Consider the following 21,112-nt stretch of genomic DNA (forward strand, 5'->3'; position numbering starts at 1 on the left):
TTGGTATGGGTTAGAAATTAAAAAATTATCAAGAATTTCCAAAAATGAAGAATAATTTTATAGAAAACATAAATGATGAAAATTATTTTTATTCATTGATTGAAGATATAGAGAACAGTAAAGTCGGATTCTACAGTGTTGGTTTATATCCTGCATCATTAGCATACAACTGTGCCATGCATGGAAAGTCAAATAATATTCTTTTAGCTCCTAGAGAAGATAGAGATTTACTAGGCGCTTTCTCAAATGATGTTCTTTCTGATATGGATAATGAGACTATAGAAAAGATTAAGAGAATGGGACATTATTCTTCAAAGGGAATAAGAAAGTCTTTTGATCTAAAAGATCTCCTATTAGAGTGTGAGATAGTTATTCTTGCTTCAAACAGTAATCACATTCAAGATGATGTTAAAAATGCTTTAGACCTTAGAAAAACTTTAAAAAGAGAAAATGTGGTTCTTGGTTGTCTTGTGGGTTCTTTTTGCATTGATAATGAAAATAAAACCCCTTTTATTCTGTGTAATAAGTATCCAAATTTAGCTTTTTTTACAGGATTTCATCGTCACGGAGCTTTAAGAAATCCTAATGATAGTTTTACTGCAAATTTCTGCCATCCTGATTCTCTAACTGCTTTAATAGGAGCTCGTATTTTGAATCAATTGTCGCCAAAAATTCAAGTTTCTCCTGGAGTTCATAATATTGAATGTCAATATATAAAATCAATAAAAAATATCTCATCTATATTTGCAGGTTTTGTAAATAACTTTCATTCCGATAAGCCAGGAATGCTACCTACCATTAATACGATTTTGTTAACTCAATGTTTGGATCAGGCCGCATCAGTATCATTACAAGTTAGAAAAGAAAATAAATTAGATAATAAATATCTTTCATTAAAAGAACTTGGTTATGGTGAAGAAATAATTAGTGCAAATGAAATAATTAATGATAAATTTTGCGAAAAAGGAGATTATACTTTTTCGCAATTAAATGCTGTTAAGGCTGACGTCTTAGGGAGTATGACTCTACCAACTGAAGGGAAACCAACAAGGAATTTTCAGGCAGGTCAAGTTTTATCAGAAATGCTTTTGCAACTAAAGAGATGTCCAAAAGATGTCTCAGAATTTATAAATTGGTGTAATAAATACTCTCTTAGTCAAGGAGGTTTAGAAGGTCTAAAATCCTTAAAATTTTGGCCAAACATTTATAAAGAATTCAAAATCAAAAACAATAATTGTTCAATGATTAATCTGATTTATTTATGCTTTAATGCTAATCAAGAAGAAAAAAAAGAAATTTATAAGGTTTTAATTAGTTCAGAAGAAATTACAAATTTTTGCCAAGAATCCGTGAAATCTGAATTATCTTTAGAACTAAACGAAAAATTAAAAGGAGATTATCTTTTTAATGATATTGAAATCCTCTATAAGAAATTGTTTATTGACCATGAGGAAAAAGATCTTAAAAAAAATCATTATAGTAATCAAATGCCTAAAAAAAATCCAAGTTATATCAATGTATTGAAAATTATTAATAATTATTTTAAAAATTGATTGTTTATTTCATTTACCAAAAAGCTAAGTTCTTTATTTATTTACTAATCTTGAACGCGGGGGTAGAATTATTAAGGTTTTAAAAGGTTTTTTTGAAAAAGGAATTATCACATCGTTCTCATGAACTAAAAGCTCTTGGATGGAATCAAGAAGACTTAAGTAGATACGAAGATTTATGGGACTACAGTCAAAGATGGGGATTAATAAATTTAGAAAGAGAAGACAGACAGTTTTTGAAGAAAGCAGAAAATTTGCTACCAAAGATCCAAAATAAAAAGATATCCCTCAAAAAAACTATTGAAGAAAAATCATATTATTTATGGTTAAATTTTTACCTCGGTGAAATTAATATTTTTAGTAATTCTAATCTTCCAAAAAATAAATATGGTGTTTGGACACTTTTAATTGAAGAGGAAATAAAACTTCTTAAGGAATTGCAACCAGTTATGGGTCTTCCAGATACTTTAAAAGCCAGGAATATATTCGAAATTAGAAAAGAACTCATAAATAAAGCTTTTAGCGAATTTGATGCTAAAAACATTGATAAGGTTTTCAATTTTGATGAGGCTCTAAACAAATCTGAAAAAGATGTTGGTAAGAATTGGAAATCAATTACTGAAAAAGATCCTGAGGCTAATAAAACTTTCCCAACAATTGATTCTGCAAATATTGATAAATTTAGATCTGCTATTAAAGAGGATTTGAGTTTATATATGAAAGATAATTACCCTTCATTAAAAAAGGATTTATAAATATTTATCTTTTTTTTGTTTTTTTTTTGGACTTTTTTAAGTTAAATAGATAATAGGATTATTTAAAAATTTTGAGCAACCAAAAGTTCGAGACTCTTCAGTTACATGCAGGTCAAGTGCCTGATCCAACAACAAATTCCAGAGCAGTACCTATTTATCAAACTAGCTCTTATGTCTTTGATAATGCAGAGCATGGAGCTAATCTTTTTGGATTAAAAGAATTTGGAAATATTTATACTCGACTTATGAACCCCACCACAGATGTCTTCGAAAAAAGGATGGCAGCTTTGGAAGGAGGTATGGCAGCACTTGCAACATCCTCAGGTCAAGCTGCTCAATTCTTGGCAATCGTGAACTGCATGACAGCAGGAGATAATTTTGTCTCTACATCTTTTCTTTATGGTGGGACCTACAATCAATTTAAAGTACAATTTCCAAGATTAGGAATAGAAGTTAAATTTGCTGATGGTGATAGTGTCGATAGTTTTAGAAATAAAATTGATGATAAAACCAAAGCGATATATGTCGAATCAATGGGGAATCCTCGGTTCAACATTCCTGATTTTGAAGGCCTCTCTGCTTTGGCTAAGGAAAATGGAATTCCTTTAATAGTTGATAATACCCTTGGAGCTGGTGGTGCTTTAATAAGACCAATTGATTTTGGAGCCGATGTCGTTGTTGAAAGTGCAACGAAATGGATCGGTGGACATGGAACTAGTATCGGAGGGGTTATTGTTGATGCTGGAACCTTTGATTGGGGAAATGGTAAATTCCCTCTAATGAGTGAGCCAAGTGCTGCTTATCATGGGCTCGTTCATTGGGACGCTTTTGGTTTCGGTAGTGATATCTGCAAATCTTTGGGAGTGCCTGATAATAGAAATATAGCTTTTGCGTTAAGAGCAAGACTTGAATGCCTAAGAGACTGGGGATCAGCTCAAAGTCCTTTTAATTCTTTCTTGTTATTGCAGGGTTTGGAAACTTTAAGTTTAAGGATAGAAAGACAAACTTCAAATGCTCTTGAATTAGCAAAATGGTTAGATTCTAATTCTAATGTAAGTAGTGTTAACTATCCTGGTTTAGAATCTGATCCATATTATTCAAGTGCTAAAAAATATACTACTGGAAGGGGAATGGGTTGCATGCTTATGTTCTCTCTTAATGGAGGTTATGAAAATGCAGTGAAATTCATTGATTCCTTAAAATTAGCAAGCCATCTTGCAAATGTGGGTGATTCAAAAACTTTAGTGATTCATCCGGCTTCAACAACTCATCAGCAATTATCTGAAGAAGAACAATTATCTGCGGGTGTTACTCCTACGATGGTAAGAGTTTCTGTCGGAATTGAGCATATTGATGATATAAAAGCAGATTTCGAACAAGCACTCTCACAAATCACATAGGAAAGGAGATTTATTGGCTTTAATAATTCCTAGTAACTATCACAAGATTAGTGATGTTGAGAAAAATCATATATCTTGGATCGAACCAGAATTGGCAAAAAGACAGGATATACGTCCTCTTAGGATTGGTATTTTGAATATCATGCCTCTTGGCAAGCAGTATGAATTTAACTTACTACATCCACTTGGTTTATCCCCTCTTCAAATTGAGCCAGTTTGGATAAAGCTTAAAACTCATTCTTATAAAACATGGGACCTTAATCATCTAAATAATCTATACATAACTTGGGAAGAAGCAAATAGTCCAGAACCGTTAGATGGAATCATTATTACTGGAGCACCTATTGAGCACCTAGCTTTTGAGGATGTTAAATATTGGGATGAATTTGTGAAAATTGTAAATGAAGCCAGAAATACTTGTGCAAGTACGCTTGGATTATGTTGGGCCGGTTTTGCGCTGGCTTATTTGATAGGGGTTGATAAGAAAGTGTTTGATAGGAAATTATTTGGGGTATTCCCTTTAAAAAGTCTTGTTCCTGGACATCCTTTGATGGGTACACAAGATGATGAATTTATTTGTCCTCAAAGTAGATTCGCAGGATTACCAGATTCGGAGATGGAGAAGGCCCAAAAAGAAGGGAAATTGAATTTGTTGGCTTATGGAAAAAACGTTGGGTATACAATATTCGAATCTAAAGATCAAAAACAACTTATGCATTTAGGTCATCCTGAATATACGGTGCATAGAATTATTAGTGAAATTGAAAGAGACAAAGAAAAAGGAGATGTGCCTCCTCCTAAAAATTTTGATCTAAATAGTTCAAAAACCGCTTGGAGATCTCATAGGAATTTGCTTTTTCAGCAATGGCTTTGGTTTTGTTATCAACAAGTTAGTCTTAGTTAACTTTTTTTAATGAGTGCTTTCTAAACCACCTAGTCTTTCAAATAAGTTAAGACTTTCTTTATTTAATCCTACAATTTCAACTTTAGAACCACCATTCTGGAATTTTCTAATAATTTGCTCAAGAGCAACAACGCCACTTTGATCCCAAATATGAGCTGAAGACATATCAATTACAATATTTTCTGGATGTTCATGAATATCAAACCCTTGTAAAAAATAAATTTTACTAACAAAAAATAATTGTCCTTTTACTTTGTAGGTAGTCAAATTATTTTCTTTAGCTCTTAAGACAGTTATAACTTTTGCCACTTTTCTGCTGAAAAGAATTGCAGCTAATGCAACTCCTGCAATAACTCCAAGTGCAAGATTATGGGGTTTTGTAAGCATAGTGACTGAAAAAGTCATAAGCATGACTGCAGTATCGCTTTTAGGTATCTTTCTAATATTTTTTAATCCATTTAGATCTGCTGTACTTATTGCGATCGTTATCATGATTGCTACTAAAGCAGCCATTGGTATTGCTCCAATCCAAGACTTCAAGATGATGATCATAATTAGAAGAGATATACCTGAGGAGAGGGTTGACAATCTAGATTTGCCACCATTTTCAGTATTCATGACAGATTGCCCAACTAAGGCACATCCTGCCATTCCCCCAAATAATGATGCCACAATATTTGCTATTCCCTGTCCTCTTGCTTCTTTATTTTTATTAGAACTTGTATCAGTTACATCGTCTAAAATGTCTTGAGTTAAAAAGGTTTCCATTAAACCTACGAGAGATATTGCAAGTGAGGTCGGTAAAATTATCCCTAATGTTTCAAAACTAAAAGGTACTTTTCCATTTTCTATTGATCCAAAAGGAAGAGAAATACTTGGTAATCCATCAGGTAATTTACCTAAATCGCTAACTGTTGGGACATCTAGATTAAAGAATATGCTTATAAGAGTAATTGCTACTATTGCGATAAGTTGAGATGGGACTACTTTTGTGATTTTTGGAAGCCCATAGATAATTGCTAATCCTAGGATTACAAGAATCCAAACTACTGGAATCTGAGAGTTAATTGGATATTGACTTATAGTTTGTTCAACTAATCCTTTTGATTCTTTAATACCTATTCCTAACTGAGGTAATTGTGCTTGAAATATTAAAAGTGCCAGTGCATTTACAAATCCACTTAATACTCCTGTTGGCACGAATCGCATTTGGTATGCAAGCCTTAAATATCCCCAAAGAATTTGGAATATTCCAGTTAATATTCCAGCTGCAACAAGATATGGGACTCCTAATCCAGGAGCTTGTGATTCTCCATAAGCAACAAGTCCAGTCATTAAAAGAGCTGTTGAACCTGTGGCTGAAGTGATCATACCCCTTCTTCCTCCAACGATCGCGATTGTTATAGATAAGCAAAATGCACCAAAAAGGCCAACTTTAGGATCTACACCAGCTATACCTGAAAAAGCAATTGCTTCTGGGATCATTGCAAAGGCAACAACTAAGCCAGAGAGAATATTTGACTTTGGATCATCTAACCAATTTTTAGATAAATATCTTGAGAAATTTGACATTTTAAGTTTCTTTATAATTAAGAAGTTACCTCATAGAGGAGGCAAAATACCTTGTGGGTCAAAAATATTCTTTAAAGTTTTTAATTCGTTCATTCTATTTCCAAAGGCTAATGTAATTTCTTCTTCATGAGAATTCAAATGATTATGCAATTGGGCTAAGTGAATATTTGGATAAAACCTTTTTAGCTTGCTCCATGATTTATAAATCCATTCCAGCGCGACTTCTTTTTCTTGAAGATCATTTTTTTTCCATGATGCATATATCCATGGTTTCCAAGTACTTTTTCTATGAACAAAAAAGCTTGCTCCATGATTTAACTTTTTAGTTTTGCCACCTAATTGTTGAGAAGCAATATAACAGGAATTATTAGGTTTATTATCCATTATTTCACCCAAACATTTTATAAAAATTGGGATATCATTTTTTAAATCTTCTCCAAGAAGACTAATTACCTCAGAATGGTTATTTGCATTCAGCTCATATAAATTCAATTCCTTTGGAAAAAAATTAATTTTGTTAAAGTTTTCATAAAATTGTTTTTCTAGAGCAGGAAATTTGTCTAGAAGCATTAAGTTTTCTTCTGTTCTTTTATCCTCTAAATTATTGAGTTCAGCAAAAATATATATATAAATTTTTTGGGCATAAATCCATTGAAGACTAATATTTTCTGGAAATTCCTCTGATAGTTTTATTATTTCTGAAAGTTCATTTAGATTTACAAATCCTTCAATAACTTTTATTGGATTAGATTGGATAGTCTTAAGTTCTATTTCGGTAATAATTGAAAAGAAGGGTGCTGCGCCTTTAATTGCTTCCCAAATCAATTGTTCTTCTGCATTTATTTGATTTTTTTTTAAAGAGATAAATGTGCCATTTCCCAAGAAACCTTTTATTGATTCAATATTATCAATGGCTAATCCGTAGGCTCTACTGAGCGGGCTTACTCCACCAGTGAGTATATAGCCTGCTCCAGGAAGTTTAGAAAGTCCGATTGGAAAACTTCGATTATGTTTTTGTAAATGATTTACTAGATCCCCCATTATTACTCCACCTCCAATTGTTACTAAATTGGTTTTCCTATCTAGGTGAATTTTGCTGTAATTTTTTCTTAGATCAAGAGTTGTAAAACCATTTTTTGCACAACTAGAGGTTGTACCTCCACTACATATGCAAAGGTGCTCGAATTCTTCATTAGAATAGTTATCCTCATGAAATAAGGATTCATCAACTTCATAAATTAATTTCTTTAATTTTGCATCTTTTGAGTTGATATTTGGAACTTTAAGCAAACTATTATTTTTCACTACATAATATTGTTCTTTACTATTATGGTATAAGTAATAACTTGATTTTGGATAATTTAGATTCGAAGTTAAATAATCAAGTCGCGATACTTATCTGTGGACACGGTAGTAGAAATAAACTAGCCATTACTGAATTTCAAGAATTAACTAAGTTTATCCAAAAAAGATATCCAAATTTTTTGGTTGAATATGGTTTCTTGGAATTCGCTAAACCCTCACTAGTTGATGCTTTAGACAAATTAAGAGATCTTTCTATAAAAAAAGTAATTGCAATACCCGCAATGCTTTTCGCTGCTGGCCATGTGAAAAATGATATCCCTAGCTTGCTTATGAATTATTCAAGTAAAACAGATATTGAAATAATTTATGGAAGAGAATTAGGTATTAATAATTTAATGATTAGTGCAGCTTGTGAAAGAGTTAAAGATGTATTCAAACAAAATAATACTCTCAAACCTGAAGAATCATTATTAGTTGTTGTTGGTAGAGGTTCTTCTGACCCAGATGCGAATTCCAATGTTTCAAAAATTACGAGAATGATTGTAGAAGGTATTGGTTTAGGGTGGGGGGAAACAGTTTTTTCTGGAGTAACTTTCCCTCTAGTTGAACCTGGCTTGAAAAATGTTGTGAGACTTGGTTATAAAAATATAATTATTTTTCCTTATTTCCTTTTCTCAGGTGTTCTTGTCACAAGAATAAAAAGGCAAAGTGATTTAGTTGCCATTAATAATCCAAATATTTCATTTATACATGCAAAATATCTTTCGTCACAGTCTTATGTGGTCGACACTTTTGTAGAAAGGATTGAAGAGATTCTTAATGACGAAGGTAATAATTTTATGAATTGTTCAACTTGTAAATATAGATCAAATTTATTTGGCTTTGAAAAAGAAGTTGGAATGGTACAAGAAAGTCATCATGACCATGTAGAGGGCTTGGGTATCAGTTGTGATTTATGTGATCCTGAATGTAATGGTGCTTGTGAAATACAAAATCAAATCCCAACTCATAACCATGAAAAATCAAACTCAGGAGGAAGAGATAACTTAGAACATGAACATGTAGAGGCTCATCAACATGAACATAATCACCATCACCATCATCATAATATTTATCCAAACTCAAAACACCCTTTAGGACCTGTCACGCTTCGCTTGCCTAATAAAGACTAAATCTTAAGAAAATCCGTTGAAAATTAATGAATCATCTGTCTCTTTCTCGACTTAGTCTTAATAGACTCAGTATATATAAGTATTCTTAATATAAAATCTTGAAAGTATTTTGAGCTAGATTTTCCACAATTTAAAGGTTGTTTTCCACGTCCAAATCCACATTGGATTAGAACTGCCAGTATTTTTCAAAAAAAACAGGACTTCAACATTATTATTGACTTTTCTTAAAGATCTATTCAATTTCCTTATTTGAAAAGGAAGTTTTTTGAAAACACACTTATAACTTGAGTCTCATTTGATAATTTGAAAAGTTTTACAGCAGATATTGTTTGATTTTTTTAGAAAAAAATATCATTATGTTTATGTTGAAAATTATAGATTTATGGATCAAATCAGCCAATCAAATTTAACTGATAAGAAACTTTTCGAGTGCTCTTCAAATAAAGTCTCTTTAGAAACAGAGCTTTCAGAAACTCTTTATAACACTATGAAAGATTTCGTATTAAGTAACCCAACTTGGGATCAATATAAGCTTATAAATTCAGCATTAGCTACTTTTCTCGTTCAAAACGGATGTACAGATAATTCTGTCTCAGAAATTTATTTAAATCAATTATTTACACCTTCTAAGTCTTTTTAATATTTAAACAGGCTCTTCTACTCAAAGCCATCATCGTGAGTGTGGGGCTTTGCCAAGATGATGTGGGCCAGCATGCTCCATCTAGTACAAGTACATTCTTGCATCTCCATAATCTATTAAATTTATCAACTACGCTATTTTCTTCATTAATCCCCATTGGAGCGCCCCCTACTTCATGAATGTAATATCCAGGAGGAGGAGGGCTATCTGAAAATGCGATCAATTTTTTTGTAAAAAAACTCCCTACTGGGATATTCATTAGTTCATTAATATTTTTTATTTCTCCATTTGCAGCTGTGATTGATTTTCGTATTGTATTTTCCATATGTTTAGCCATGTTTAACTCATTTTCGCTCCATTCGAATTCAATGTAGGGAATTGGGATACCCCATTCATCTGTTTTTCTTGAGAGAGAAACTGAGTTTTTTTCTCTAGGAAGGACTTCGCCATGGGCGATAAGAAAGCCAATGGATTTGTTTATGTCTTTTTGCAAAAATTTAGGTATCCCTAATCGATCAATTGCCCCCCAGATCCCATAACCTCTATGGAAATTTAGGTCGTCAATTTTTGGTAAATTTGAACCGAATGGAATAAAGAAGCTGCCTGCTCCTGAAAGAACGGGAGTATTATCTAGTGTTTTTCCTGCGTTATTTGTTTTTGGGACTGAAAAAAATCTACAGATAGATATATGGTCCATAAGATATTTACCTAATTTCCCAGAATTATCTTTAAAACCTGAGGAATTTGATTTATATTCTGAGTTCAGTAGTATTCTGAGTGTTGAAATTGTTGATGCGCAAAGAAGAATTAAATCACAATTCAATACTTCTTTGTGTCCATTTTCTAAGTTTACAATCGTTAGTTTTGATGCAAGCTCTGTGATCTTGTTAATCTCAAAAGATTCCACAAGGTGATTTGAAATTATTTGAACATTCCCAGTATCTAAGGCTTTTTTAAAAGTGCTTCCTATACTAGAAGATCTCGGCCAATTTTTATCTTTTACTGATGAATTTCGGTCAAATCCCCTTGATTGCATAAATGGATAGTTTAATTTTGATTTAACTTTGCTGCCAAAAATATTTTCGTTTTCTGTAAGAGGTATTTCACCACTATATTTACCGTTTGGAACTTCTTTAATGTCATCTTTTCGTCCATATATGCCACACAAATTTTCAATGAAATCATAGTGAGGGGATAGTTCATCGTATGAAATAGGCCAGTTTGGTCCGAATCCGTCTTTTTTAGCCGGTTGAAAATCTTCTGAGGAAAGTCTCAATGTTATGCCTCCCCACGTTAATGATCTCCCACCAAATTGTTTGCCTTGGGTCCAAAGAAATGGCTTTTTTGGGGGAAAGTCATAAGGATGCTTCAATTCATTTGAATATAAGTCAGGATTATTTTTCCAATAACCAGGATGTTGGCATTGGTTTGTATGTTTTTTTGTTATAACTCCTGATAATCTTTTTAATGTACTTTTAGGCTCATTATTAGAAGCTTCATGCCTCTTAACTTGAGGCCCTGCTTCTATAACTAAAACTTTAATCCCCTGCTCTGCCAATGTAAGTGCTGCTATTCCTCCAGTAGCTCCAGAACCAACAACAATTGCATCATAAGGACTTATATCCAAAACCTAGTTCGTGATTTGTTATTTCAATAAATATAGCATTCAGTAAATAATAAATTTTTAGATTTCAGCTTAAGAAGTTAGAATTTATTGAAATATTACTCAAAAAATGAGATTTATAATTTTAACTGTTTTAATGATTGTTTTAACTCTCCCTTCTAGAAGCTATGCTGCATTGGATTATGGTAAACAATCCTTAATAGGAGCTGATTTTTCTGGATCCGATTTAAAAGGGGCAACGTTCTATTTAACTGATTTACAAGATGCAAATTTATCAGATTGTGAGCTCCAAAATGCTACTCTTTATGGAGCAAAATTGAAAGATACTAATTTAAGTAACTCCAATTTAAGAGAAGTAACTTTAGACTCGGCTATTTTAGATGGAACAGATTTATCAAATACTAACTTAGAGGATTCATTCGCTTATAGTACACAGTTTGAAAATGTAAAAATACAAGGCGCAGACTTCACAAATGTTTTTTTACCAAAAGATATTATTAGGAAATTTTGTGAAAGTGCCACTGGAACTAATCCAATCACAAATAGAGAAACTAGAGAAACTTTAGAGTGCGATTACATTTAAATTTATGCACATACAAGTTCTTTTTTAATCTTTCTTTGTTTATAAAGTGATCTTCCCACAGGCCAACCTAAAGTAGATAAATGTCTCATTAAAGAACTTGAGTATTTGAAATAAAAATTGTCTGAATATTTGATACCAAGTTCTTTTAGAGTGGTTATTAATAAATATAAATCTTTCTTCTTGCCTTTTTTCATATCCAATAATATCAATGCTTCACTGGATAATTTTTTTTCTAGAACCTTATCATTTTCAGCAAAACCAACTTTAAGTGAATTAAATTCATCAGAATAAAGAGTATAAATTACTCCATCTTTGAATTTATCTATAGAACCATCTACATTAAACCTTGATGAAATTAATGTTTTATATCCTTTAATGATTTTTCTTTTATTCATAATTATTTGATTTCATTCTGAGCTATTTCGTATTTCTCCAATAGATTATTTACTTCTGCCAGCGCAATCCTCTTTTGACAGGCCGAGTTATATCTATTTACTGCTATTGAAGGTATTGAACCTTTGCTTTTCATTTCCCTTATACCAGTTTCTAAACATTGAAAAGCAACACTTGATAGATCTCTTCCTTCTGCTGCTGCCCAAACTTTCAAAAGATAAGTAAGATTTGATGGTACTGAGATCTGTACTTTGTTTGAATTTGAAGTATTTAATGCAATATCATCGAGACTAATTTCTTTAGAGGAAATAGTTTCTTTAACCTTTTTCTTCAAAAATTTTACTTGGCTTATAGCGTCCTCTTTATTCTTTATTTTTTGCTCTATCTCAAATAACTCTTCTTCAGAATTAATTAAAGCTTCTAATGCCCATTTAGCATCATCTTTCGCAACAGCGGTTCTATTAAGCCATTCATCTCTTATTTTTGACCAATTACTAGGCATAAGCTTTATGCGATAATCCTATGTTATATAAATCTATATAGATTGTCTACTTATTCTAAATAGAATTAATATAGATTGTATAAAGTTTAAAATTTATTTTTAATAATTCCTCATATTGGAAATAATCTTTTACAACAATTGAAACTGCAGAATCTATCCAATATGGTCTTATAGATATTTTTTTTAATTGAAAAAGATATATTAGATAATTGTCTTTTTAAAAATTTTAGTTATTTGTTTATTTAATTAAAGACTTCTGAGCTTTTAATCTCTTTCAATAAGTTCGATTTTATAACCATCAGGATCCTCAACAAAAGCCAAAACTGTAGTACTGTTTTTCATTGTTTTAGGTTTGGTTGTTATTTTACAACCATTATTTTCTAATCCTTGGCAAATTAGATGAATATCTTTTACTCCAATAGCTATATGACCATATTTATCTCCAAGCTCATAGTCTTCAGACTTTTTGCCCCAGTTATAAGTTAATTCAATCACTGTGTTTTCTTTTTCTGAGCCATAACCAACAAATGCCAAAGTGAATTTTCCATGAGGGTAATCCTTTTTTCGCAATAAATTCATTCCTAATCTATTGACGTAGAAATCAATGGATTTATCTAAATCTCCAACCCTCAACATTGTATGTAGGATACGCATTTTGAATTATGAACCTTAATCAATTATCTAATATTTAATAACTATCTGCCAAAGTTGATTTTTTCGAGGCTAAGTCATTTATTAAGTTCAGAAAAATTAGGCTAAAATATGAATACGAAATTACAATAATATATTGAATCAGATATTCCAGAGACTTTCATCAGTATTTTTGTATACTTTGCCATTAAAGGCATCAATACCTTTTGGATATTATTTGTTCTATAAATATTCATTTTTAAAAATACTATTATTTCTAACTTTCCCGATAGCAATAATTGAAAAATCTTTGCCTTTTGGTAGTTTTTTATTATTTATAATTTTGTTTGCTGGATTAGTAAGAAATCCAAATGTTCCCTATTTCGTTAGATATAACGCATGCCAAGCATTACTTATTGATATTGCTTTGATAATAATTTCATATCTCTTGAGAATATTCCCCATAGTTGAATTAGGCTCAATAATTTTTATATTTACACTATGTATTTTTATTTACTCGATTTCCCAATGTATTTATGGAGTTGAACCTGAAATTCCCTTAATTAGTAAATCTGTAAGAATGCAAATTTAAAAAGATTTATAGATTTACTGACTTTCTTCAGCACTCATTCAGAATAGATTCCCATCTTTGTTGACTTGCCTTTATTGCTTGCATTGGCGGATTAGCCCCCTCTATTTCAAAGGCCTTAATTAATGATTTATTAGCTAATAGACCTAATCTTGCCGCCTCTCTTTGCCTAGAGCATACTTTTTTTCTTGACCCCTCTTTTAGACTATTTTCGATTTCTTTAAGAATCTGACTAGCTTCATTCGATTTAGAATAAAAATCATTCATGTAAACATCAAGTGCAGTATCAGCAAAGATTTTAACTGGAGAGATTATTGTGACTAAGCACAATATAAAACTTACAAATGCAAATATTTTCATAAGAATCTTAAGTAAATTTTTTGTCCGATCTCTTTAATACTAGATAAAAGGTAAGAACGCTAATTGTTCCAGATGGCCCAATTAAAACATGCCAAAATTGATCGCCACTAATTGAGAGCCTTGTGCCAAAGAAAGTCGTAAAAATAATACCAAATATTGGGTAAAGAATAAAAAGCCAATCTTTAAAAACTCTTTGCCAATTTATAATTAGAAGGATGCTTATTATTACTTGAAAAAGGAGAGCAATAGTTTTATCAAATAAAAAATATGAGATTATTGAACATAAAGAAATACAAATATTAGTTTTTTGAATAAATTTATTTTTTATAACTGATATTGATAAACATGTAAGACCTAAAGATAGGAATGAATAAAATAACCAATTAAATAAAGAGGAGTGATCTACATAAATCCAAGATGTTTGGGTATGATCTATCATTTCAGAAATCGATGCCAATCCTAAAAAAATAAAACCGAAAGGTATCAATTTGTTCTTGCTTATATGTTTAAATTTATTGATCGATTTAATACCTAATAATATTGGGATGATTGCGGCTTGAAAGTGGGCAAATAATAAAATTGAAAAAAACAAAATAAATTCTCAAACTTAATTTATCCTAATTTAAATACAAAAAACAGTTTCGGGTCACCTGAGTAGAGAAAGGTACCATTGCCCGATAAATATTATCAATATTGTAAGAACAAAAGGAAAAGCAGGATATCGTGTTTGAAAATTAGCAGGTGGCCAAGGAGACCAAGATATTAATCTTCCTTGCGGTTCATTTGCAATAACTTTTTTTTTCGATTTTTTGGATATTAAATTATCTGTTGCAAATCCTTTACTCATAATATAAATAAAATCTATCCTAACAAGTACGTATTAAAAGGGCGTTTATATTATTCGGTTCTTTTTATTTGAGCGGGAGGGGGTTAAATTTGATTCAGCCCGAATGATTGCCTATGACTGTCTATGGCGATATTTATTGAACTTGACAAACTAAATCCCCCAGTAGGTTTGCTCCTTATTTTTTGGAAGTTGTAAGCGTTTTATTTAATCTTCTGCATTTTCAAATTCTCTTAGCAAACGAAAAGTTTTTGAAATGAAAGGGAAGATCCATATCAACAACCCCACTACTGTTATCAAGGCGACAAGAAAACCCAAAATTGCTAAGAATCCACCTGTTACATCACCTTCGTAAAAACGATCGAGCCCAATTGGTGCACCAACTCCTAAAAGGAAGAGTCTTGTTAAAGTTTGTTTTTCTTTTTTTCTCAACATAAAAAATATAAAAAGAGATTTTTATCCCTCCAATTTTAATTCGACTTTTAGATCGAATTCAATCCCCCAGTATTTTTTAACAAATCCCACACTATATATTCCAGTATATAGTTGACTCTTATTGGTTGTTTATGGAGGTCTATAACAAAGCTAAGTTTCTTAAATCTTTCGAATATGGTTTTATATCTACGATTAAAATAATTCTGCCTGCCTATGGTGGAATATGACGCAAAATGCAGGTTTTCTAAATACGGAGGGGGTGGGATTCGAACCCACGGTGCCCTTGCAGACACGCTAGTTTTCAAGACTAGAGCCTTAAACCACTCGACCACCCCTCCAGGCAAAAAATATTTGATTTTTAGCTTTTCAATTATAACAAAAGGTGGTTGATTTTTTTGGAAACAGTTCGGAAACTCATGTCCAAGTTATATGTAAAAGCTATTAGCCTAATTAGAAGTAAATCAAGCTTTCAAGACTAGAGCCTTAAACCACTCGACCACTCCTGCAGGTAAAAATATTTTAAATTTTAGCTTTAAAAAAAAATAGTTGAATTTAGGGAATACATGAACTCATTCTCATAATCAACTCTTTTTGGCAATCTAATTAGCAAAATGTCCAAATAAAAAAATTAGTTGGGACATTAATTTGTTATCTAATACTAAAAATAGTAGAATTTTTTGAGTTCAATTTTAAAACTTTTAGCATCACTATCGGGATTATCAAGTGGAAATAATATTGATATATTTGTTTGTAATTGGTTGTTGTATAGGAAGCTTTGTCAATGTAGTAATTTATAGATTACCTTTAAATCAATCAATAGTTTATCCCAATAGTAGTTGTCCGAAATGCAATTCAAAAATTAAATGGTTCGATAATATACCAATAATAAGTTGGCTTTTATTAAGAGGTAAATGCAGAGCTTGTAAGAACAAAATAGCTTTTTCTTACCCTAGTATTGAATTATCTACAGGCCTTTTATTTTGTCTTAATTTATACGCTCATCCAACAATTTATAATCAACAACCTATCAATGTAATTATATTTTTGGGATGCATTTTTGGTGTTATTTTATTCACCTTAGCAATATTAGATTTTAAATATTTTTGGCTCCCGCAAGTTCTTACTTTAGGAGGTTTAGTTTTAGGATTAGCTGCATCTTTATATATTGATCTTTATAATGATTTTTCTCAATTTAATTATTCAATTTATACATTACTTGCTTCTTTATTAGGTTTTACATTTTTTAATTTATTAAGTTCTATAGGTAAAAAAATTTATAATAGGCCTGTAATTGGAGGTGGGGATGCAAAACTAAGTGCCTTGATTGGTTCTTGGTTAGGCATACAGGGATTAATTATATCTATATGGTTTGCATTTATATCGGCGGGTATATATGTAACTTTAGGTTTGATTTTAAAAAAAATAAAGAGAAATCAAAAAATACCTTTTGGAGTTTTTTTGGCTTTGTCTGGATTACTTGTTTGGTATTTTGGTAATGAGAAATTTTTAGAAATATTCTTTTTGAAAATTTAAAAAACGCTTTAACCAACAGTGGACATCATACTGAACATAGGTAAATACATAGCAATTAATATGATTCCTACAAAAACAGCTACAAAAATTATCATTAAAGGTTCCATTATTGAAGTTAAGCTTTTGACGCTTGAGGAAACTTCATCTTCATAAAAATCAGCTAGTTTTGTAATCATTTCACTTAGCTCCCCTGTCTCTTCTCCAATCCTAAACATAGAAGTGAACATTATCGGAATTACAGACTCTTTATCAAAAGCTTTGTGCATGGGATTTCCCGATTGAATATCCCTATAGGCATTTTCTATAATTCGACTAAAAATTTTATTTTTTAAAGTTTTTTTGGCTATTGTTAATGACTCTAAAATCGGAACTCCAGCACTATTAAGAGAAGATAATGTCCTTGAAAAATTGGCTAAACAAGATTTTGTAACCAAATCTTTTGTAATTGGCAATTGAAGTAATGTTTTGTCGTACCACCAAATGAAAGATGATCTACTTGATAAATATTTAGAAAATAAATAAATTGCTATGCCAGATGGAATTGCCTTAAAGTAAAATTGTAGAGATCTAAGCTGTTCAGATAAGTCAATCAATAATTGAGTTATTCCAGGCAATGGGGCTCCAGATTGATCATAAATATCAACGAAAATTGGAATAACAAATATCATCATTATAAAAACTATTACTACCGTAAGAATTGCTATTGCAGAAGGATAAGCCAAAGCACTCTTGATTTGACCTTTAATTTTTGCAAGACTTTCTAGTAATTTCGCTTGTCTATCTAACGTAGTAGGGAGCAGTCCTGCAGTTTCACCTGCGTTGACAAGTGCTCTATACATTTCATTAAATACTTCTGGATATTTATCAAGCATTTCAGACATAGTAGAACCTTTACTAATGCCTAAAGCTATTTCTCTAAAAGAGTATTGAATCGTTGGGTTTTCCGCTGTATCTGAAATGATATTAAGAGAATCTAATAAAGGCAGTCCAGTTCTTATCATGGAGGATAATTGCTTTGTGGCTACCGCCAAGTCTTTAATTGGAGGGCTTTTTAATCTTCTTTTCTCCATTGATTTAGGTCTTATTAACTTCCTTCCTTCTCTTAGAGAAGTCATTTCACCCTCTAAAAATTCTTTTCTTTCTTGAATTTTTAATTCAACATAAGTTTTTAAAAAAGATAATTTACTTTTTTGTTTTTTTCTTAGATTTTTTTTCTTCGAAGGAATTGGGATGACGTTTTTATATTTTTGAGTTATTTTTGCATTTTTATGCTCAGGAATTCTATTAGGATTGTCTAGTACTTTTCTCTTGTGACGGGCTTTTTGCATGAGCCTTCTTAGTCTGGCATTTTCAATAAATTTATAATCCATTATTTTAGAAACTTTATAGAATTAAACTCATGATATTTAATTTGGTTTTTCAGGATTCATCTCATCCAAAATGCCTTTCAAAACATTAGGTCTATTGCATTTGTAGTAAGCCTCGTCTGTTGTAATAATGCTTTGGGATACAAGTTGAGAAAGAGATTGCTCCAATGTTTGCATTCCAAATTTGCCTCCAATTTGAAGTTGGGAATAAACTTGTGAAGCTTTGGCTTCTCTAATTAAATTAGCGATTGCATTATTGTTTACTAATATTTCTGCAGCCAAAGATCTTTTATTATCAATTGTTTTGCAAAGGGTTTGTGAAATAACACCTATCAATGATGAGGAAAGTTGGACTCTAATTTGCATTTGTTGAGAAGTTGGGAAAACATCAATAATCCTGTCAATGGTTTGAGATGCAGAAGCTGTGTGTAAAGTCCCTAAGACAAGGTGTCCTGTTTCTGCAGCGGTAATAGCTAAACTTATAGTCTCTAGATCTCTCATTTCACCTACCAAAATAATATCTGGATCTTCTCTTAATGCAGATCTTAAGGCGTTAGAAAAAGATTTTGTATCTTCCCCAACTTCTCTTTGTCTTACAAGACAATTTTTATTACTATAGATAAACTCTATTGGATCCTCAATTGTAAGAATATGGTGAGCAAAATTCGAATTAATCCAATCAATTCCACTGGCAAGAGTCGTAGTCTTTCCTGATCCTGTAGGTCCAGTTACAAGCATCAAACCTCTTGGCCTACTTAAAAGTTGTTGAACACTGTCAGGAAGACCTATTTGGGAAAAATTTGGAATCTCAGTGTTTAAAGCTCTCATAACACAAGAGATCTTCCCTCTATCTAAAAAAATATTCATTCTAAATCTTGCGATTCCTTCTAATCCATAACTACAATCTAATTCTTTTTCTTCTTTAAATATTTGAATTTTTGAGGGACCGAGAATTTCTTCAAGGTCAAGATATAAATCTTTGGTTGAGTATTCTTCGCTCGATGCGGGCAATATTTGACCTTGAACTCTAAAAAATGGGACACTATCTCCTGTTAGGTGTAAGTCGGAACCGTTCCGTTTTACTAACTCGGTCATAAGGTTTTTTAATTTCATTGACTTTTATTGGGTGAATCATTTAATAAACAAACACGTTCTACTTCTTCAATTGTGGTAAGTTCATTTTTTATCAAATCCATCCCATATGAAAGCAAGCTTCTTCCTTTACTTTTGAATGCAATTTCTCTGATTTCCTCAGCATTAGATTGTTTCATGATTAACTCCCTAATTACATCATTTACTTGCATAACTTCATAAATGCCAACTCTCCCTTTGTATCCAGTTCCGTTACAGGTGGGACATTCTATGTTGTTTTTTCTTAAAAATCTTGCTTTTTTAACTCCCATGCTAGCAGCTAGTTGATTCTCTGAAGGATTTATTAGCTTAAATTCACTGCATGATTTGCATACTTTTCTTACTAATCTTTGCGCAACCAATCCGATTATTGAAGCTCCAATCAAATATGGAGGTATTTCCATCTCGGCAAGTCTTGTTATTGCAGTCGAGGTATCATTTGCGTGTAATGTGGTAAATACCATATGACCAGTAAGAGCAGCCTCCATGGCTGCTTGAGCTGTTTCTTTATCTCTTGTTTCTCCAACCAAAATAATATCAGGGTCTTGTCTCATCAATGATCTAAGTGCTCTTGAAAAATCGAGACCTTTCTCTCTTATAACTTGAACCTGGTGTATTCCATCTAGTGTATATTCAACTGGATCTTCAACGGTACTTATATTAACTCCCGGTTTATTAAGTTCACTTAACATGGAGTACAAGGTAGTTGACTTTCCTGATCCAGTAGGGCCTACTATGATAACTATTCCATAAGGAGATTTGGACATATTTTGTATTAATTTCAGCTCACTTTTTTCAGTTATTAATTTAGATAGATTTAAAACAGAATTATCACTCTCTAGAGCTCGAAGGACAACTTTTTCTCCCCATCTCCCAGGTAATGTACTAACTCTGAAATCAGATTTTCTACCTCTTAAAAGACACCTAATCCTTCCGTCCTGAGGTAATCTTTTCTCTGAAATATCTAATTTACTCATGATTTTTATCCTGCTTATTATTGGACTCACATGAGACTTTGGAAAAGCAAATGCCTCAACCAAGACTCCATCAATTCTATATCTTATTCGTAATCTGTCTTCTAAAGGCTCTACATGAATATCAGATCCCTTTAATGTAAAACACTTGCTTAAAATGGACGCAACACCAGAAATTACTGGATCTCTTGAAGATGTTAATTCTTCTCCAAAAAGAATATCATTTTCTATTTCAGAATCTTCTCCAATTCTAGCTTGAGCTAATTTGATTAAAGCCTCATCATTTTCATCATCAACTAATTCATTACTTTCTTCCTCAAGAGAATCATCAAAATCAGAAGGTTGATCATTTTCTATATATTTAGCATCTTCATATTGTTCTGAAATTTTATTTTTTGTCTCAATAGTTTCAATAAAATCATTTTTTGCTTCATAGCTATCTTTAGTCGTTTTTCTTTGAATACTTTCAACAGACACTGAATGGGTGTTTTCAAACCAAGTTTCCCACTCAAGAGATGTTATTTGTTTTAAACTCACCTTAAGGTTAAATTCACTTTCTATAGTATTGATAACTTCCTTTACTTTGGCGTATGCCAAATTCATGGCTCCTAGCATTAATGTATCTTCTTCAATTTCAATAATAATTATTCCAGCATCTTCGCATAATTCAGGAGTGAGAAAATCACTGATGTCCCTATTATCTAAAATCCCATCTTTATTTTTGATTTCGCTGAAAGCAGACATTTAAAAAAGAAAATTTTGGATAAGAAAACTTTTAAAAAAGTTGTTAAATACTTTATCTTGAAATATAGCTATAATTTTAATTAAACTTGTATAAAATGCATTATT

Annotated in this window: 22 protein-coding genes and 1 tRNA gene; 9 read left to right on the forward strand and 14 right to left on the reverse strand. The window is 31.6% G+C overall.

The annotated features are described in order from the left end of the window. Positions 1-44 precede the first annotated feature (44 nt). From HA145_RS03330 to HA145_RS03345, 4 genes are all read left to right on the forward strand, one after another. The gene (locus HA145_RS03330; protein ID WP_209127842.1) at positions 45-1,553 is read left to right on the forward strand and encodes a hypothetical protein; all 1,509 of its coding nucleotides are present in this window, start codon (positions 45-47) and stop codon (positions 1,551-1,553) included. 92 nt (positions 1,554-1,645) lie between these two features. Next, positions 1,646-2,305 (forward strand): hypothetical protein, encoded by a 660-nt coding sequence (locus HA145_RS03335; RefSeq protein WP_209127843.1) that lies wholly within the window; start codon positions 1,646-1,648, stop codon positions 2,303-2,305. A 71-nt stretch (positions 2,306-2,376) separates the two neighbouring features. Further along, positions 2,377-3,705, forward strand: a complete 1,329-nt coding sequence (locus HA145_RS03340; protein WP_209127844.1) for an O-acetylhomoserine aminocarboxypropyltransferase/cysteine synthase family protein — start codon at positions 2,377-2,379, stop codon at positions 3,703-3,705. A 13-nt stretch (positions 3,706-3,718) separates the two neighbouring features. Beyond that, positions 3,719-4,609 carry a homoserine O-succinyltransferase gene (locus tag HA145_RS03345; protein WP_209127845.1) on the forward strand — a complete coding sequence of 297 codons (891 nt, stop codon included), beginning with the start codon at positions 3,719-3,721 and terminating at the stop codon, positions 4,607-4,609. A 6-nt stretch (positions 4,610-4,615) separates the two neighbouring features. Here HA145_RS03345 and HA145_RS03350 read toward each other — a convergent pair whose 3' ends face one another. Both HA145_RS03350 and HA145_RS03355 read right to left on the reverse strand, forming a co-directional pair. Continuing rightward, the gene (locus tag HA145_RS03350) at positions 4,616-6,181 is read right to left on the reverse strand and encodes a SulP family inorganic anion transporter (RefSeq protein WP_209127846.1); all 1,566 of its coding nucleotides are present in this window, start codon (positions 6,179-6,181) and stop codon (positions 4,616-4,618) included. Positions 6,182-6,211: 30 nt separating this feature from the next. Next, positions 6,212-7,486: an FAD-binding protein gene (locus tag HA145_RS03355; protein WP_209127847.1), complete on the reverse strand. Its 1,275-nt coding sequence runs from the start codon at positions 7,484-7,486 to the stop codon at positions 6,212-6,214. Between the two features lie 41 nt (positions 7,487-7,527). On the opposite strand from HA145_RS03355, the gene HA145_RS03360 reads away from it, so the two are divergent. Next, on the forward strand, positions 7,528-8,658 hold the full coding sequence (locus HA145_RS03360; protein ID WP_245151770.1) for a sirohydrochlorin chelatase: 1,131 nt from the start codon (positions 7,528-7,530) through the stop codon (positions 8,656-8,658). A 382-nt stretch (positions 8,659-9,040) separates the two neighbouring features. Then, positions 9,041-9,298 (forward strand): DUF2811 domain-containing protein, encoded by a 258-nt coding sequence (locus HA145_RS03365; RefSeq protein WP_209127848.1) that lies wholly within the window; start codon positions 9,041-9,043, stop codon positions 9,296-9,298. Here the strand turns inward: HA145_RS03365 and HA145_RS03370 are convergent. After that, positions 9,285-10,925 carry a GMC oxidoreductase gene (locus HA145_RS03370; RefSeq protein WP_209127849.1) on the reverse strand — a complete coding sequence of 547 codons (1,641 nt, stop codon included), beginning with the start codon at positions 10,923-10,925 and terminating at the stop codon, positions 9,285-9,287. The genes HA145_RS03365 and HA145_RS03370 overlap by 14 nt on opposite strands. 106 nt (positions 10,926-11,031) lie before the next feature. On the opposite strand from HA145_RS03370, the gene HA145_RS03375 reads away from it, so the two are divergent. After that, on the forward strand, positions 11,032-11,505 hold the full coding sequence (locus HA145_RS03375; protein WP_209127850.1) for a pentapeptide repeat-containing protein: 474 nt from the start codon (positions 11,032-11,034) through the stop codon (positions 11,503-11,505). Between the two features lie 2 nt (positions 11,506-11,507). Here HA145_RS03375 and HA145_RS03380 read toward each other — a convergent pair whose 3' ends face one another. From HA145_RS03380 to gloA, 3 genes are all read right to left on the reverse strand, one after another. After that, entirely contained in the window at positions 11,508-11,900 is a 393-nt protein-coding gene (locus HA145_RS03380; protein WP_209127851.1) for an LEM domain-containing protein, read from the reverse strand. Positions 11,901-11,902: 2 nt separating this feature from the next. Then, positions 11,903-12,400, reverse strand: coding sequence for a VHS domain-containing protein (locus tag HA145_RS03385; RefSeq protein WP_209127852.1), 498 nt, complete (start codon positions 12,398-12,400; stop codon positions 11,903-11,905). 264 nt (positions 12,401-12,664) lie between these two features. Next, positions 12,665-13,054, reverse strand: coding sequence for a lactoylglutathione lyase (gene gloA, locus HA145_RS03390; protein ID WP_209127853.1), 390 nt, complete (start codon positions 13,052-13,054; stop codon positions 12,665-12,667). Positions 13,055-13,187: 133 nt separating this feature from the next. Here gloA and HA145_RS03395 point away from each other — a divergent pair, with 133 nt between their 5' ends. Continuing rightward, positions 13,188-13,622 (forward strand): Tic20 family protein, encoded by a 435-nt coding sequence (locus HA145_RS03395; protein ID WP_209127854.1) that lies wholly within the window; start codon positions 13,188-13,190, stop codon positions 13,620-13,622. 27 nt (positions 13,623-13,649) lie between these two features. Here HA145_RS03395 and HA145_RS03400 read toward each other — a convergent pair whose 3' ends face one another. The 5 genes from HA145_RS03400 to HA145_RS03420 all read right to left on the reverse strand — a co-directional run bounded on the left by HA145_RS03400 (position 13,650) and on the right by HA145_RS03420 (position 15,596). Next, the gene (locus HA145_RS03400) at positions 13,650-13,979 is read right to left on the reverse strand and encodes a hypothetical protein (protein ID WP_209127855.1); all 330 of its coding nucleotides are present in this window, start codon (positions 13,977-13,979) and stop codon (positions 13,650-13,652) included. A gap of 7 nt (positions 13,980-13,986) precedes the next feature. Beyond that, positions 13,987-14,571, reverse strand: coding sequence for a hypothetical protein (locus HA145_RS03405; RefSeq protein WP_209127856.1), 585 nt, complete (start codon positions 14,569-14,571; stop codon positions 13,987-13,989). A 54-nt stretch (positions 14,572-14,625) separates the two neighbouring features. Continuing rightward, positions 14,626-14,826, reverse strand: a complete 201-nt coding sequence (locus HA145_RS03410) for a hypothetical protein (protein ID WP_209127857.1) — start codon at positions 14,824-14,826, stop codon at positions 14,626-14,628. 204 nt (positions 14,827-15,030) lie between these two features. Then, on the reverse strand, positions 15,031-15,258 hold the full coding sequence (locus HA145_RS03415; protein ID WP_209127858.1) for a hypothetical protein: 228 nt from the start codon (positions 15,256-15,258) through the stop codon (positions 15,031-15,033). A gap of 251 nt (positions 15,259-15,509) precedes the next feature. Beyond that, positions 15,510-15,596, reverse strand: a tRNA-Ser gene (locus tag HA145_RS03420). Between the two features lie 385 nt (positions 15,597-15,981). Between HA145_RS03420 and HA145_RS03425 the strand changes: the two genes are divergently transcribed. Next, positions 15,982-16,791 carry a prepilin peptidase gene (locus HA145_RS03425; protein ID WP_209127859.1) on the forward strand — a complete coding sequence of 270 codons (810 nt, stop codon included), beginning with the start codon at positions 15,982-15,984 and terminating at the stop codon, positions 16,789-16,791. Positions 16,792-16,799: 8 nt separating this feature from the next. Here the strand turns inward: HA145_RS03425 and HA145_RS03430 are convergent, their stop codons facing one another. From HA145_RS03430 to HA145_RS03440, 3 genes are read right to left on the reverse strand one after another with little or no spacing between them, the layout of a single operon-like run. After that, on the reverse strand, positions 16,800-18,161 hold the full coding sequence (locus tag HA145_RS03430; protein WP_209127860.1) for a type II secretion system F family protein: 1,362 nt from the start codon (positions 18,159-18,161) through the stop codon (positions 16,800-16,802). A gap of 36 nt (positions 18,162-18,197) precedes the next feature. Next, entirely contained in the window at positions 18,198-19,271 is a 1,074-nt protein-coding gene (locus HA145_RS03435; RefSeq protein WP_209127861.1) for a type IV pilus twitching motility protein PilT, read from the reverse strand. Then, positions 19,268-21,007 carry a GspE/PulE family protein gene (locus HA145_RS03440; RefSeq protein WP_245151772.1) on the reverse strand — a complete coding sequence of 580 codons (1,740 nt, stop codon included), beginning with the start codon at positions 21,005-21,007 and terminating at the stop codon, positions 19,268-19,270. Before HA145_RS03440 ends, HA145_RS03435 begins: the two co-directional genes overlap by 4 nt. Positions 21,008-21,112: the final 105 nt, after the last annotated feature.

This window comes from Prochlorococcus marinus XMU1411 (assembly GCF_017696075.1).
Classification (GTDB): domain Bacteria; phylum Cyanobacteriota; class Cyanobacteriia; order PCC-6307; family Cyanobiaceae; genus Prochlorococcus_A; species Prochlorococcus_A marinus_V.

Bases quoted from the DNA above. Each gene is read 5' to 3' on its own strand.
- gloA (WP_209127853.1), bottom strand. From the start codon at position 13,054: ATGCGTATCCTACATACAATGTTGAGGGTTGGAGATTTAGATAAATCC.
- HA145_RS03410 (WP_209127857.1), bottom strand. From the start codon at position 14,826: ATGAGTAAAGGATTTGCAACAGATAATTTAATATCCAAAAAATCGAAA.
- HA145_RS03430 (WP_209127860.1), bottom strand. From the start codon at position 18,161: ATGGATTATAAATTTATTGAAAATGCCAGACTAAGAAGGCTCATGCAA.
- HA145_RS03375 (WP_209127850.1), top strand. From the start codon at position 11,032: ATGAGATTTATAATTTTAACTGTTTTAATGATTGTTTTAACTCTCCCT.
- HA145_RS03415 (WP_209127858.1), bottom strand. From the start codon at position 15,258: ATGTTGAGAAAAAAAGAAAAACAAACTTTAACAAGACTCTTCCTTTTA.
- HA145_RS03385 (WP_209127852.1), bottom strand. From the start codon at position 12,400: ATGCCTAGTAATTGGTCAAAAATAAGAGATGAATGGCTTAATAGAACC.
- HA145_RS03380 (WP_209127851.1), bottom strand. From the start codon at position 11,900: ATGAATAAAAGAAAAATCATTAAAGGATATAAAACATTAATTTCATCA.
- HA145_RS03330 (WP_209127842.1), top strand. From the start codon at position 45: ATGAAGAATAATTTTATAGAAAACATAAATGATGAAAATTATTTTTAT.
- HA145_RS03365 (WP_209127848.1), top strand. From the start codon at position 9,041: ATGGATCAAATCAGCCAATCAAATTTAACTGATAAGAAACTTTTCGAG.
- HA145_RS03435 (WP_209127861.1), bottom strand. From the start codon at position 19,271: ATGAAATTAAAAAACCTTATGACCGAGTTAGTAAAACGGAACGGTTCC.
- HA145_RS03440 (WP_245151772.1), bottom strand. From the start codon at position 21,007: ATGTCTGCTTTCAGCGAAATCAAAAATAAAGATGGGATTTTAGATAAT.
- HA145_RS03350 (WP_209127846.1), bottom strand. From the start codon at position 6,181: ATGTCAAATTTCTCAAGATATTTATCTAAAAATTGGTTAGATGATCCA.
- HA145_RS03400 (WP_209127855.1), bottom strand. From the start codon at position 13,979: ATGAAAATATTTGCATTTGTAAGTTTTATATTGTGCTTAGTCACAATA.